We start from the raw sequence: 15,111 nt of genomic DNA, 5'->3' as shown, positions 1-15,111 counted from the left end.
TTTTTTTGAGAAAAAAATTCACAAATATAATACTCTTATTTTTTACAACCTGCGGTCTATATGCACAAACTGCTACTGTAAAAGGTTACATACGAAATACAGATAGAAAACCTATTGAAGGAGTAAATATTACTTTTGAAAACGCTACATCTGGTACTTCTACAAATGCAAAAGGAGAATATACAATTACCATACCCGCAAAGGAAGAAATTGTTCTTGAATTTAGTCATGTTTCATACAACACTTTGTATAAGTTGGTAAAAGTACCCAAAAGGAAAACATTTAGATATTCACCGTTAATGACTCTAAAAACGGAAGAAATCAACGAGGTAACTATTCAAGATAAAAGAAAAGCAGTACAAGGATTTACGACTGTTAAAAAATCAGATGTTAAGAAACTACCAGGCGCCAATCCAGGAGTAGAGAACTTGCTAATGACCTTTGCAGGTGTCAATAGCAACAACGAATTGAGTACACAATACAATGTTCGTGGAGGAAATTTTGATGAAAACCTTGTCTATGTAAATGGCATAGAAATTTACCGTCCATTTTTGGTCCGTTCTGGTCAACAAGAAGGTTTGAGTTTTATCAACACAGATATGATTCAAAACATCAATTTCTCTGCTGGAGGATTTCAAGCAAAGTATGGTGATCGACTTTCTTCTGTTCTTGACATTACCTACAGAAAACCAAAAAAAACTGCAACTACTGTTGAAATGAGTTTGATGGGAGGTAGTGCCACTTTTGAAGGCCTGTTTGCGAAACAAAAATTATCTACAATAACTAGTGTTAGGTACAGAGACAATTCTTTATTTGTAAACTCAAAAGACACTGAAACCAATTTTAGACCATTATTTGCAGATGCTCAAACGTTTTTATCCTATAAATTCAACAAAAAATTCTCATTAGATTTCTTAGGAAACATATCAGTAAACGAATATAACTATACACCTCTTACTAGAAGAACTACCTTCGGAACCATTTCAAATCCACAAGAATTGGTGGTGGTATATCAAGGTAACGAAAACGATAGCTTTAAAACCTATTTTGGTGCTATCAATGCAACATACCTACATTCTGACGATTTAAAACTTACACTTACCACTTCTATATACAATACTCAAGAAGAAGAGTTTTTTGATATTATTGGAGCTTATTCGTTGAATGAAATTGACAACGACCAAAACTCACCAACGTTCGGTGACACACAATATAGCCAAGGTATTGGTGGACAAATAAATCACTCTAGAAACGAACTAGATGCACTAATTCAAAACATTCAATTAAAAATATCGACTCGAGAAGATGAAAATTTTTATGAACTAGGAATAAAACTTCAGAAAGAAAACATAAGGGAAAGCATCAATGAATGGCAAGTCGTAGATTCTACAGGTTTTTCCCTACGCCCTCCCACACACCTTACACCAAATCAACAACCTGCAACACCTTACACTGGTCCTATTGAACCTTATATCGGAGTAAGTGGTTTTAACGATGTTACTATCAATCGTATGTTTGCCTATGCCCAATGGAGTAAACAGTCTGAATTAAACGAACATCAGGTTTGGTATAATCTTGGTGTACGATCGCAGTTTTGGAATGTAACTTCTAATAATTTTACTTCTGAAACACAATATACGATTAGTCCAAGAGGTCAGTTCTCAATAAAACCAAATTGGGAAAAAGATATGCTCTTCCGTGTTTCTGGTGGATGGTACCATCAACCTCCTATGTATAAAGAGCTTAAAAATTATCAAGGAGAAATTGTGCCTGATGTCAAAGCACAACAGTCTATTCACTTTGTTCTTGGAAATGAATACAGCTTCTTAATGTGGAATAGACCCTTTAAATTAACTTCTGAAATTTACACCAAACGCCTTAGTGACGTAAATGCTTATACTGTAGATAATGTGCGTATTCGATACAGAGCGGATAATGTTACAACGGCTAGCGCTTCTGGATTTGATTTACGTCTAAATGGTGAATTTGTACCTGGGAATGAAAGTTGGATTAGTTTAGGATTCCTAAGCACTAAAGAAAATATTGATGGTCAAGGGGATATTGCAAGACCGACAGATCAACGATTTAAATTAGGTATCTTATTTCAAGACTATATCCCATCGTTACCTGATTTAAAGGTATACTTAAACATGGTTTACAATTCTGGTTTGCCTGGAGGTGCACCTGCGTATAGTAATCCTTATGAATACCAAAACAGGTTACCTGCCTACAAAAGAGCAGATATTGGTTTTTCTTATATCATCGTTGATCAAAAGAAAACATACAAAACTGGCTTCCTAAGTAAATTTAAAGATTTGAACGTAGGTGTAGAAATATTTAATGTATTTGATATCCAAAACTCAAACACGAATACCTGGGTGCGAGATGTGTACACCAAACAAGCTTATGGAATTCCAAATTATATGACCAGCAGAGTTATCAATGCTCGACTGGCCATGAAATTCTAATTATTCTGGAATAATTTGTTCAGTATGAGCTTTTGTCTTCACTTTTGAAATTACATCTTCGATGATTCCGTTTTCATCAATTACAAAAGTTGTTCTATGAATTCCATCATACTCGCGTCCCATAAATTTTTTCGGTCCCCATACACCAAAAGCTTCGATTACATTTTTATCTTCATCAGCTAACAAAGGAAAAGGTAGCTCATTTTTGTCGATCCAGTTCTGTTGTCTTTTCGCTGAATCAGCACTTACTCCCAAAATAGCATATCCTTTAGATAAGAACATTTGATAGTTATCTCTCAAATTACAAGCCTCAGCAGTACATCCAGGGGTACTCGCTTTTGGGTAGAAAAACAAAACTAGTTTTTTTCCTCTATAATCTTCTAAGCTGATGGTATTCCCTTTATTATCTAAAGCAGAAAAACTCGGTGCTTTATCTCCTATTTTTAATGTTGTCATATATCTAATTTTTTGAGTTTCGAAATTAAAAAGTATCCCACACAATTCCTATAATTATCGCAAAAAACTATTTCTTCTCTTAGAATCTTTTGTACTTTTAATTCTTAAAATTTTCAATAATGAACAAACAAGAAAAAGTTCAATTTGTAATTGACAAACTCGAAGAGTTATATCCAGAAACACCGGTACCGTTAGACCATAAAGACCCCTATACTCTATTAGTTGCAGTGCTTCTATCTGCACAATCTACGGATGCTCGTGTCAACACAATCACTCCCATTCTTTTTGAAAAAGCAGACAATCCATATGACATGATAAAAATGTCTGTCGAAGAAATTAGAGCTATTATCAAGCCCTTAGGTTTATCACCGATGAAATCAAAAGGAATTTTTGGTTTGTCTAAAATATTGATCGAAAAACACGATGGTAAAGTACCCGCTAATTTTGATGATTTGGAAGAACTACCTGCTGTAGGACACAAAACTGCAAGTGTTGTTATGAGTCAAGCTTTTGACATTCCTGCTTTTGCTGTAGATACCCATATACATAGATTGATGTATCGTTGGAATTTATCGAATGGAAAAAGTGTAGCACAGACAGAAAAAGACGCAAAAAGATTATTCCCAAAAGAAACATGGAACAAATTACATCTACAAATAATTTTTTATGGTAGAGAATATTGTCCGGCAAGAGGTTGGAACTTAGATAATGATATAATTACCAAAACAATAGGACGAAAATCTGTTTTGGATGCATATCATGCCAAAAAAAATAACCTAAAGTTCATCTAACCATTCACCCAAACGGATTGTCCATGTTTGTAGATGTCCGCGCCCTATTGCTAGGGAGAACCCATGTCCACCATTAGGGTATAAATGCATTTCTGTAGGAACATTGTGCTCTTTCAAACTTTTATAAAATTGCAAACTATTTTCAACAGGTACAGCCTTATCATCTTGCGCATGAACGATAAATGTTGGAGGAGTTTTGTCTGTTACTTGCAACTCATTTGAAAACATTTCAACCAATTCTTCATTCGGTTTTTCACCAATCAAAGCTTTGCGCGAGCCCATATGTGTATAAGCTTCTTTCATCGTAATTACTGGATACAACAAAACCATAAAATCGGGTCGAGCAGACACTGTATCTATCTCCGTTTCTTTGAAATTATTTTTCTTATCATACTGGCTACCTAAAGTGCTGGCTAAATGCCCCCCGGCTGATGATCCCATAATTCCAATAGAATTCTTATCAACTCCATATTTCTTAGCATTTAGACGTACATACCGAATCGCTCTTTGAGCATCTTGCAATGGTGCTTCATGCGATACTACAACAGAAGACGAAATAGGCAACCTGTATTTTAAGACAAAAGCAGTAATTCCTTTCGTATTGTACCATTTTGCCATATCTGTGCCTTCCCAATCATAAGCTAAGCCATGATAACCACCTCCTGGGCATATAACTATTGCTTTTTCTGTACGCTGCCTTTCAGCTGGTTGAAAAACTTCTAATGTTGGTACTTGAACATTTTCAATCCATAAAATTGTCTTTTCTGGATAAGTTTCTTTTCCTTTGGATTTCTTGCTATTTGGAATCTCATCATTCCACAAAGGAATTATAGCACTCTGACAAACTCCTGCTGTTGTTACTATCATAAATACAATAAGTGTTGATGCAAATTTTACGTTGAAACTCATTTCTTCCAATTTCTTTTAATTTTTCCTTTCAATTTATATCCGAAAGCTAATTTAGCATTTATATAACCAAAGATTACCTCGTCACCAAAATTAAAATCTGTCGCATAATATCCATTTGAAACCGAAAGATTTATATAGTACTGTTTGGCGTTATAACCTACAAGTGCTGAAAGGCCTAATTGATGTACCACAGGATTCTCGGGTTGATACTCTCCTGTATCCGTACCTACTTTTTTCCCCATCAAACCAATCCCTGGTGCAGCATTTAATGATAAGAAAAAATTATTTGGCAATACTATCAAAGATGAAAAACCTAATGTAACACCAACTGCAGTACCATCAAACTTCTCAATCAATTGGTCTTCGGTAAAGCTAAGCGTATTTGGCTGTGGTATAATCGATTCATTTGCACTCTGACTATTGTATAGCAGAAAACCACCTAGACCTATCGAAAAAGTCGATTTGTTAGCATTTACCAACCCTGTTTTCATAGACGCAATGGAATAATCCGCCTCATGGAACATATACATATATCTTACTCCAGTAGATAAAGACCTGATGTCTTCTCTGAAAGATGTTTCTCCTGTTCGATTGTTATCTACGACAAACCCTCTATAATGTTGAAAATAAAAATCAAATAAATGATTTTTCTTAAAAAAAGACCACAAAATATCATAACGTTCCGTTGGATTTTCTTCTGATGCTTTTAGATTAAATGTAAAGTCTAAAATAACCTTTTTAGTACCTACGCCTCCCCCAATTCCATATGGGTTATTCGGAGTATACCTGTACTTATTATTACCTGTATTTATCGTAAAACGCTGTTGTTTATAACTCGACAATGCACGCACAGACCAATTGTTCAAGTCTCTATCAATTAACAACGTGTCAATAAACTTAGTCGTCTTCGATAAATCGATAAATTTTGAATCTTCTTGAGCTGTAATCACAGATAGATTACCAATACAAATTACCAAATATAGTAGCCATTTTTGCATACACGAAAATAACACTTTTTTCAATCTTACGAATGAAATTCACAATGGTAATTCAAACGAATTACTTCTTATTTTTTCAAAAATGACTGTAACCAATAGGCGGATTTTTTTAACGTTCTTTTTTGAGTTTGTAAATCATTATGTAAAAGACCAAATCTTGGTTTATAACCTTCTGCCCATTCGAAATTATCGACTAAAGTCCAAAAAAACACTCCTTGAACATCGATACCTTTCTTTAATGCTTTACGAATTTGTAACAATGATTTTTTAAGATATTTGATACGTTTTACATCTTGCACTTCACCATCGATCAATTCATCGTTTAAACAAACCCCTACTTCTGTAATTAAAAGAGCTGGTAACTTCTTGTATTTATTAAACTTCTTCAAAATTTTATACAAACCTTTATGGTATATTTCCATTCCCATGCTATTCATCTTCACATTTCTTTTCGATGCTGGTACTTCTTTTGCGAAAAGTATTGGAGGAAATAAACTATATTCAGCAACCACTTTGAAATAATACTGAATTCCAATAAAATCAAACTCAAACTGCATTAACTTTTCATCTCCTGGTTTGAAATGTTTTTTTATTTTTTTCAATCCTTTAAACGCATCAAAAGGATAACCCAAGCCCAACAAGGGTTCTAAAAAAAAACGATTCAACAATGCATCAATGCGTTTGGCTGCACGAATATTTCGATATGACAAGTTTTTTGGAGCAACATACGAGCAAGAAAACGTAGTGCCAATATATGCACCTAAGACATTTTCACGAACTATTCTACCTCCTATTGCCTGACATAACACTGCATGATGCGCTGCTGCTAAAAAGTTTTTCATTCCTTTTTTTCCTGGAGCATGTTCTCCTAAAAAATACCCCAAACCAACAAAACTCATTGGTTCATTTAACACCATCCAATTGCTTACCTTTTCCCCAAATTCCTTCGTGCAAAAATCTGTATAATAAGAAAACCAATCTAAGATAGAGCGACATGTCCAACCTCCTTTATCTTCCAACGCTTGAGGTAAATCCCAATGGTACAGGGTTACCCAAGGGGTTATTTTATGCAACAAACAAAAGTCAATTACTTTATGATAAAAAGCTACTCCTTCAGGGTTCGGTTTACCTACACCATTCGGGAATATTCGTGACCAGGAAAGAGAAAAACGAAAAGAATCCAAATTCATTTCTTTTATTCTCAAAATATCCTCTTCATATTTATGATAAAAATCGGTGCTAACATTCGCATTACCTTCTTGAAAATTTCTCTTATTTGTAAAAGTATCCCAAATAGAGGGTCCTTTGCCATCACTATCAAAAGCACCTTCATTTTGATATGCAGCTGCTGCAACACCCCAAATGAAATCTTCAGGAAATTCAGCTTTTTTAATCTTTTTTTTTGCCATAGCTTAGAATTGACTTTTGAAGTAATCGTCAATTTAGAAGCAACAAAATTATTTTAAACACTGCGCAAACAAATTACCCTGCGGTTAACAAATTGTAAGCCCAAAGTAAAATGATTCTCAATGAAAAAAAGTGTTGATTTGTTTTGTTCGGTATTCAAATATACCTCGCAATTGATTTTCCACAAATAAAACATGTGCTAGTTTCCCCAATAAACCAAGAGGTAGCTTGTAAGTGACTTTATCTGATATCCAACAAGAATTTTCGTCAATACTCTCAAAAAAATGTTCATGATGCCACATTTTATAAGGTCCAAAACGCTGCTCGTCAATAAAAAATTCATTTTCTTTCACCTGAGTTATCTCGGTTACCCAATTCAACCGGACTCCTTTTACAACATTAACTTTATAAGTAATCAATTGACCTGGATAGGCTTTTTCAGGCACACCTGAAGTGATATGGAAATCCATTTCAGAGGGTGTGATTTTTGCTAAATTTTCTGGTGAACTAAAAAACTCCCATGCTTTTTCGACGGATACTTGTATTTTTTGTCGAGATTTTAAAGTAAAAACGTTTGAATGTGATGCAAATGAAATAGCCATAATTATATTCTGTTTTTTATTCTATCAAACACCATAAGATTCCCAAACAGCATGGTAAAAGCATACCCTATGTCTTCTACTGGAATTGTTATTATTCTGACTCCCAAATTCTCTAAATCGTCATACCAAACAACAGGATGTTCCGTAAACATCCCTGTAAGCGCACCATTCACAAGAAAAAATGGAATACAAATGATTAAAAACGAAATGTAAAATCTTTGCAATAATGGTTTTGCATACAGTAAGCCCAAAGCAAGAGTAATCAATAAAAAAGAATAATTCACGAATGTATAAGCCCTTCTATAATTTGTTAGCATCAACACAAAACAAACAATCATCAACAACAATGTGAATACAATAGCCGTATCTTTTTTCAATTTAACCTTCGGAAATTTGTAAAAAAAAGCAAAATGTGTAAACAAGCTACAAAACGGAATAATTACAAAAAATAACCATTCTTCAATAGGCATTTTTACAATATCAATTCCTAAACAATAAACTAGATTAAACCCCCAAACTCCATGCTTCGTAAAAACAGCATCCCAGATCAGAAAAACAACTGCCACAACCAAAGTAGAAACAGTAAATGCCTTCCACTTTTTTATAAAATCAATAAAAAAAATAGAGAACAAGGCTGGTACCACAACCGAACCGATTAATAAAAACAGGTATAAGGGCATATATAACTTTATATATTAAAATATTTAGCAGGTACATTTAACATGCCAAAACATTCACCATCTTCTTTCCCTAAATGTTTGTGATGCACCTTATGCGCTTTTCTTAAACCAACCAAATATTTATTTTTAGTTCGTGAAAACCATTTAAATCGTTGGTGAATTATAACATCATGCACTAAAAAGTATGCAATTCCATAAAACAATACTCCCAACCCGATAAAAAACTTGTAATTAAATTCTGGGTGCACTCCAAAATAAAAAAGCGTTATACTTGGTATAGCACCAATAACAAAAAACGCATCATTTTTTTCAAAGACATTTTGATACTTTGGTTGATGATGATCTTCATGTAAAACCCATAAAAAACCATGCATTACGTACTTATGAGTCAGCCAGGTCGCAACTTCCATTAATAAAAAAGTAATCAGGGTAATAAGAAAATAAAGGAGGTATATCATAGCGAGGTATTCTTTAATATATATTTTGTTAACTCGACAGAAACTTTTTGGCCATCGATTTCATTTTTCAAAAAAATTTTATCTGCTTCAATGTTGTCGTCATACCCTAGAATTTTAGGGGTTCTTTCTTGCAACAACAAACGAAGGTAACGCAAATCTACACATGAAGGGTTATTCTCTATCAGAGTATTTAATTTCTTTTTTGTTGTATTAAATATCTTCAATTTCTTAAATGGATTGGCAGTATATTCTGCTTGCTTCATTTCAACTGCAAAAACATAACCCAAAATTTCAGGTGTAGTTTCGTTCTGATATTTCTTCAAAAAAGACAACTCATCTTTTTCTGATTGTAATTTATGAAATTCAATCATTACTGAGTCTTTTGGAAATGAAATATGAAATAAAAGTAACAAAAAAAGTTTCATATAAAATCAAACGATATTAAACTGATAACGCACATATGATTTAAATAGCAAATAGGTCTTTAAAGAATTTGAAACTCTGATTCTACTTTCGAACAACGCTGGAGCAGGAGTATCATCGATTTTTTTTAACAGCCTTAGGTAATATTTATAAGCGACGTATACACCTAACTTTGCCTCTTTAGGCAATTCTTTTATCCCTTCTTTTGCTGCTAAAAATTCAGCTTCAATATCTTCAATAATTTTCTTTTTATCTTCATTCGTCAAATGATCAGGATCTACATTCGGAAAATAGGTTCTACTCAAACCATCGTAGTCTGCCTTAAAATCACGTAAAAAATTAACTTTTTGAAAAGCAGAACCCAATTTCATTGCTGGTTCGATAAGTGATTCATACTTTTCTTGATTGCCTTGAACAAATATTTTCAAACACATCAAACCAACCACATCCGCAGAACCATAGATATATTCTTTTATTTCTTCATTTGTATGATACACCTGCTTACTTAAATCGGCCCGCATACTTTTCAAAAAAGCTTTTACCAAATCTCTATCTATCTCGTATGCTCTTACAGTATTTTCAAAAGCATTTATCACTGGATTAGAGCTGATTCCCTGTTTCTCTGCGTAATAATATTCATCTTCGAATCTGTTGAGCAATTCTTCTTGTTGATACCCTTCAAAACTATCTACAATTTCATCAGCTACGCGAACGAAACCATAAACATTATACACTGCTTGTCGAATACTCGGTGCTAAAAGTCGTACTGCTATAGAAAAAGAAGTACTGTATTTTTTTGTGATTACTATCGATGTCTTCTCTGATACCCTGTCGAACAATTCTTTCATAACTTTTCGTTTTTTTGGATGAGCTCAGCAGCAATCTTTCCAGAAATCAATGCCGGAGGTACACCGGGACCTGGAACTGTCAACTGACCTGTAAAATACAAATTTTTTACTTTACCACTTTTAATTTTTGGTCTTAAAAAGGCCGTTTGTGTTAACGTATTGGCTAAACCATAGGCATTTCCTTTGTATGAGTTATAATCTTTTATAAAATCATTCACACAATAAGACTCAACAAAGAGTACAGAATCACGCAATTTTTGATCTGTTAACTTCTCTAGCCTATCAATAATTATATCAAAATACTTATCTCTATATTCTTGTGTATCTTCTAAACCAGCGGCAATAGGAATCAAAAACGTAGCTGCCTCACTACCTATTGGCGCAAAGGCTTGGTCTGTTATACTCGGGAAACTTGCATAAAACAATGGATCTTCTGGCCAAGCAGGTGTATCGTATATATATTCTGCATGTGAATCAAACTCCTCATCAAAAAATAATGTATGATGCGCAACATTTTCAATTTTCTTGTCAAATCCGACATAAAACAACAAAGAAGAAGGAGCAAAAGTTTTTTTGTCCCAATACTTTTCTGAATATTGTCTGTAAATGCTATCTAATAATTTTTCTGTATGATGATAATCAGCACCACTTAGAATGATATCTGCAGCAATAAATTCACCTTTCACAAGGATCCCTTCTGCTACAGCGTTGTCATTTACAACAATTTTTTCAACTGGAGAATTCAAAACAAACGTTACACCAAGTGAAGCAGCAAGTTCTTTCATTCCATTCGCTACTTCAAACATTCCACCTTTAGGATGCCAAGTACCCAAACCGAAATCGGCCCAATTCATAAAATTATACATTGCTGGAGTATTGCTTGGTTTGGCACCGAGAAACAAAACTGGAAATTCAAGAATTTTGATAAGTCTTGGATTGTTAAACTTGTTTTTAATTAGCTTACGAATATTAAAAAACAATTGATTCAGCTTTGTAACTGTTTTCGGACTTATCAACTCTAACGGAGATACACCAGGTCGGTATACCAAATCCTTCACAGCAACATTGTAATTATCTTCAGCTAGTTTTAAAAATTCTTTTAAATACAGAGAACTCCCTTTTTCTTCTTTCTCAAAAAGTTCACAAATCTCATCTAATCTAGAGGAAATTTCAACCTTATCTCCTACTCCAAAGTATACTTGATATGCTGGGTTTAATTTTTCTAAAACATAATAATCTTGTGGATGTTTATTAAAATCGCCAAAAAATCGCTCAAAGACATCAGGCATCCAGTACCATGTTGGTCCCATATCAAACAAAAAGCCATCTTTTTTAAACTGTCGAGCCCGACCGCCAATTTGACCATTTTTCTCAAAAACAGTAACATCGTATCCAGCATTTGACAAATAACAAGATGCCGCTAACGATGAAAATCCCGAACCTAATATTATAATTTTTTTCTTCATTGTTTAACAAATATAAAAACTTATTAAACAAATAAAAATTTTTTACTTAAAAAAAGGCAATTGATCTAAAGAAGGATAAAAACTAAATGCTTTATTTGTATGTGTTGTATTCTCCCAAACCCGCCCTACAAAAGTAACTTCATTCGAAGTATCTTTAAGAATTTCAGCAAATTGAGAAATAAACTCATCTTTTTCTTCCTGGGTTTTATCTATAACAAATGAACAAATCCAGTGAATAGACTCAAATTTAGAATTGATTAATTCCAAATCCGGAAACGGAACTCCACCACCCAAATAGATGGTTTTAAAACCTTTAGACTTCAAAACAAAATCTAAAAACAGTAAACCGATACCATGCATTTCTCCCCATGGCAAAAACAATACATATACTTTATCGTCTATTGGATCACTATTTGTCAACTGAGCCGACTGTAACACAATTTTTTGATAAATCAAGTTGGAAACAAAATGCTCGTGTGATGGTAAGATAGCATCCGTTTGCCACAGTAACCCTATATACTTTAAGAGAGAAACAAATACTTCAACGAAAATCTCTTGAAAATTCATTTTCTCTTTCAATTCACTGTATACTTTATCGAAATAAATAGAATCAAAGGCATACATCGCCACAATCAATTCATTTACATAAAAATTCATTTCGATTGTACTTCCTCCTATATTTCGAGCTTCTTCATAGAGAGCTTCATCTGTCAGTTTAGAAAGCTTAGATATTTTATATCCATTACTATACAAAACACTCACATTTAGCAACTTTTGCAAATCTTCCAGCGAATATTTTCTGATATTACGATTGAGACGTGTTGGATTCAACAAGCCGTATCTTTTTTCCCAAATACGTATTGTGTGTGCTTTTATACCGCTAAGAATTTCCAAGTCTTGAATCAGGAAAGAATCTTTAATTTTGTTCATTTAAAACAACTTTTATTTAAACAAAATTAACACAAATTTTACAAAAAATAAAACTTGTTTTCGAAATCTAAAAAATAAACAGTTCTGAAAAAACTAAAAAAATATTTAAAAAAGTGTTGGTTGCGCATCACCTGCATCAGATATATCACCCTCTTCAACCTCTATTTCATCTAAAACTGGAGGTGTATATGGATTCGGATCTAAAAGATTAACTTGCTTTATTTTATCAGTAGTCAATTGATTACCAATTGCTTTAATTCCTTTAACTGCAATAAAATTTTCAAAATCAACCACGAATGGATCTAAGCTTCTTTTAGAAAAAACAACCTCTGCATTGGGTCTGTAATCAGTCGCTACAATTTCTAATTGTGTTTTGGGATGCTCAGTAATAAATTTATCTTCTCTCTCAGGATGATCAATCATAAAGCGTTTGACGAAGTATTTTTCCTTTTCTCCATCAAAATAAATTGCGGAAATTGGTTTTGCAGGATCCCATTTTTCCAAAACAATCATGTCGTCTTCAAAATGATAATTTAAAGCGGGAGCAATTGTTTTAGCAATTCCTGACTGCGTAACAATCAACAATTTATCTTCTGCGGTGAACTCACCTAACAACTCTCCTCTTTCATCAACATTCAAACGCTGTACCGTATCATCGAACCATATTTTTCTAGGTTTTAAGGTTGATTTACCCGCTGATTTAAACTCAATTTTTTTGACCGGAAATTTAGTAATTAGGTTTCCTTTTGAACTCCTACCTTTGATTAATAGGTCTGAAAAATCTATATCCCATTTTAATTTTTTAATACTTCCAACAGCTCTAAGGTTGATCGTAACTACCTCGGCTTCTCCATTTAGATTTGCAGTAAAGTAGTGCACTAAAGAACCTTTGTTACCTGCTGTTAAGTCGTATTCTTTATCTCGCGTAATACTCGTTACATTAAAACGCTTCATATAACTAGGTCCAGACTTGCCATCTCGGTACATCATGTTATACACGGTTCTTTTATCTCCTTTTTTGAACACAGCTAAATGAATGATATCTTTTCCAACGAACGTTTTAGAAGCAACTTTTGTAATCATCATTGTTCCATTTTTTCTAAACACTATGATATCATCGATATCAGAACAATCTGCCACAAACTCATCTTTACGTAATGAAGTCCCTATAAAACCTTCTTCCCTATTCACATAAATCTTGGTATTGCTCAGGGCTACCTTTGAAGCAACGATATCGTCAAAAATTCTAATTTCAGTTTTACGTTCTTTTCCTTTTCCGTAGGTTGTTTTTAGATGTTTGAAATAATCGATTGCGAAATCAATTAAATTGGCAAGATTATTTTTTACCGCTTCTATTTTCTCTTCTAAAGCTTCTATCAACAAATTCGCTTTGTCAATATCAAATTTTGATATTTTTTTGATACGAATTTCCGTCAATCTCAATATATCATCTGTAGTTACTGCTCTTTTTAGATGTTTTGTAAAAGGTTTCAATCCTAAATCTATTGCCTCAATAACACCCTCCCAAGTTTCTACTTCTTCAATGTCACGATAAATTCTATTCTCAATAAAAATACGCTCTAAAGAAGCGAAATGCCATTGCTCTTCTAATTCTGATAATTGAATTTCTAATTCTCGTTTCAGTAAAGCTACTGTTCGATCTGTTGAACGCTTTAATTGCTCAGAAACACCTATAAACAAAGGTTTATGATCTTCAATGATACAACTTAACGGTGAAATTGAACTTTCACAATTCGTAAAAGCATACAATGCATCAATCGTCTTATCTGGAGAAACGTTTGGTGGTAAGTGCACCAAAATTTCAACAGATGCTGCCGTATTATCTTCAATACGTTTGATTTTTATTTTTCCTTTATCGTTTGCTTTAAGTATAGAATCAATTAAAGAAGAGGTCGTTGTTCCAAAAGGTATTTCATTTATTACCAATGTTTTTTTATCAAGCTGAGAAATACGAGCTCGAACGCGTACTTTACCTCCTCTTTTACCGTCGTTATAATTTGTAAAATCTGCAATACCTCCAGTTAAAAAATCAGGAACGATTTTGAAACTTCTCCCTTTCAAATATTTGATAGAAGCATCTATCAACTCAATAAAGTTATGTGGTAGGACTTTCGTAGACAAACCTACCGCAATCCCTTCGGCACCTTGCGCTAACAACAAAGGAAACTTTACAGGAAGATGGATTGGTTCTTTTCGACGCCCATCATACGAAGCTTGCCAATGAGTCGTTTTAGGATTGAATATTACTTCTAATGCAAATTTCGACAAACGAGCTTCAATATATCTAGAGGCTGCCGCTCGGTCCCCAGTAAGAATATTCCCCCAGTTCCCCTGCATATCAATCAACAACTCTTTCTGGCCTAATTGCACCATAGCATCGGCTATCGAAGCATCACCATGTGGATGGTACTGCATCGCATGACCTACCAAATTTGCTACTTTATTGTACCTTCCATCATCCAAATCTTTCATAGACTGCATGATTCGTCGTTGTACTGGTTTAAAACCATCATCTAAAGCAGGTACAGCTCTTTCTAAAATTACGTAAGAGGCATAATCCAAGAACCATTCTTTATACATTCCGGTCACTTTCGTAATCGTTTCCTGTTTCTCTTCTTCTTTAAATTGCTCTTCGTTTTCTTCTTGCATCCTTA

14 protein-coding genes are annotated in these 15,111 nt (G+C 33.7%); 2 read left to right on the top strand and 12 right to left on the bottom strand.

Features of this window, described 5'->3' with window-relative positions:
- Positions 1-5 precede the first annotated feature (5 nt).
- Positions 6-2,468: a TonB-dependent receptor gene (locus F6P99_RS05190; RefSeq protein WP_226913025.1), complete on the top strand. Its 2,463-nt coding sequence runs from the start codon at positions 6-8 to the stop codon at positions 2,466-2,468.
- Here the strand turns inward: F6P99_RS05190 and bcp are convergent, their stop codons facing one another.
- Entirely contained in the window at positions 2,469-2,924 is a 456-nt protein-coding gene (bcp, locus tag F6P99_RS05185) for a thioredoxin-dependent thiol peroxidase (protein WP_152286403.1), read from the bottom strand.
- A gap of 119 nt (positions 2,925-3,043) precedes the next feature.
- Here bcp and nth point away from each other — a divergent pair, with 119 nt between their 5' ends.
- Positions 3,044-3,715, top strand: coding sequence for an endonuclease III (gene nth, locus F6P99_RS05180; protein ID WP_152286402.1), 672 nt, complete (start codon positions 3,044-3,046; stop codon positions 3,713-3,715).
- Here nth and F6P99_RS05175 read toward each other — a convergent pair.
- The 11 genes from F6P99_RS05175 to F6P99_RS05125 all read right to left on the bottom strand — a co-directional run bounded on the left by F6P99_RS05175 (position 3,701) and on the right by F6P99_RS05125 (position 15,106).
- Complete coding sequence (locus F6P99_RS05175) at positions 3,701-4,624, bottom strand: alpha/beta hydrolase (RefSeq protein ID WP_152286401.1); 924 nt, start codon at positions 4,622-4,624, stop codon at positions 3,701-3,703. The genes nth and F6P99_RS05175 overlap by 15 nt on opposite strands.
- Complete coding sequence (locus F6P99_RS05170; RefSeq protein WP_152286400.1) at positions 4,621-5,622, bottom strand: DUF4421 family protein; 1,002 nt, start codon at positions 5,620-5,622, stop codon at positions 4,621-4,623. Before F6P99_RS05170 ends, F6P99_RS05175 begins: the two co-directional genes overlap by 4 nt.
- Positions 5,623-5,690: 68 nt before the next feature.
- Positions 5,691-7,031 carry a GH1 family beta-glucosidase gene (locus tag F6P99_RS05165; RefSeq protein WP_152286399.1) on the bottom strand — a complete coding sequence of 447 codons (1,341 nt, stop codon included), beginning with the start codon at positions 7,029-7,031 and terminating at the stop codon, positions 5,691-5,693.
- Between the two features lie 117 nt (positions 7,032-7,148).
- Positions 7,149-7,631 carry an SRPBCC family protein gene (locus F6P99_RS05160; protein WP_152286398.1) on the bottom strand — a complete coding sequence of 161 codons (483 nt, stop codon included), beginning with the start codon at positions 7,629-7,631 and terminating at the stop codon, positions 7,149-7,151.
- A 2-nt stretch (positions 7,632-7,633) separates the two neighbouring features.
- Positions 7,634-8,311, bottom strand: a complete 678-nt coding sequence (locus F6P99_RS05155; RefSeq protein ID WP_152286397.1) for a lycopene cyclase domain-containing protein — start codon at positions 8,309-8,311, stop codon at positions 7,634-7,636.
- Positions 8,312-8,319: 8 nt separating this feature from the next.
- On the bottom strand, positions 8,320-8,769 hold the full coding sequence (locus F6P99_RS05150; RefSeq protein ID WP_152286396.1) for a sterol desaturase family protein: 450 nt from the start codon (positions 8,767-8,769) through the stop codon (positions 8,320-8,322).
- Positions 8,766-9,140, bottom strand: a complete 375-nt coding sequence (locus F6P99_RS05145; RefSeq protein WP_152286395.1) for a hypothetical protein — start codon at positions 9,138-9,140, stop codon at positions 8,766-8,768. The genes F6P99_RS05150 and F6P99_RS05145 overlap by 4 nt, the downstream gene beginning before the upstream one ends.
- Before the next feature lie 60 nt (positions 9,141-9,200).
- A complete protein-coding gene (locus tag F6P99_RS05140; protein ID WP_152286394.1) occupies positions 9,201-10,040 on the bottom strand; it encodes a phytoene/squalene synthase family protein in 840 nt (279 codons plus the stop codon).
- Positions 10,037-11,506: a phytoene desaturase family protein gene (locus tag F6P99_RS05135; protein ID WP_152286393.1), complete on the bottom strand. Its 1,470-nt coding sequence runs from the start codon at positions 11,504-11,506 to the stop codon at positions 10,037-10,039. Before F6P99_RS05135 ends, F6P99_RS05140 begins: the two co-directional genes overlap by 4 nt.
- A gap of 42 nt (positions 11,507-11,548) precedes the next feature.
- Positions 11,549-12,436, bottom strand: coding sequence for a MerR family transcriptional regulator (locus F6P99_RS05130; protein ID WP_152286392.1), 888 nt, complete (start codon positions 12,434-12,436; stop codon positions 11,549-11,551).
- A 105-nt stretch (positions 12,437-12,541) separates the two neighbouring features.
- Positions 12,542-15,106 carry a DNA gyrase/topoisomerase IV subunit A gene (locus tag F6P99_RS05125; protein ID WP_152286391.1) on the bottom strand — a complete coding sequence of 855 codons (2,565 nt, stop codon included), beginning with the start codon at positions 15,104-15,106 and terminating at the stop codon, positions 12,542-12,544.
- Positions 15,107-15,111: the final 5 nt, after the last annotated feature.

The sequence above is a fragment of the Flavicella marina genome (assembly GCF_009193215.1).
Classification (GTDB): Bacteria; Bacteroidota; Bacteroidia; order Flavobacteriales; family Flavobacteriaceae; genus Flavicella; species Flavicella marina.
This window is presented reverse-complemented; position numbering and strand designations above follow the sequence as displayed.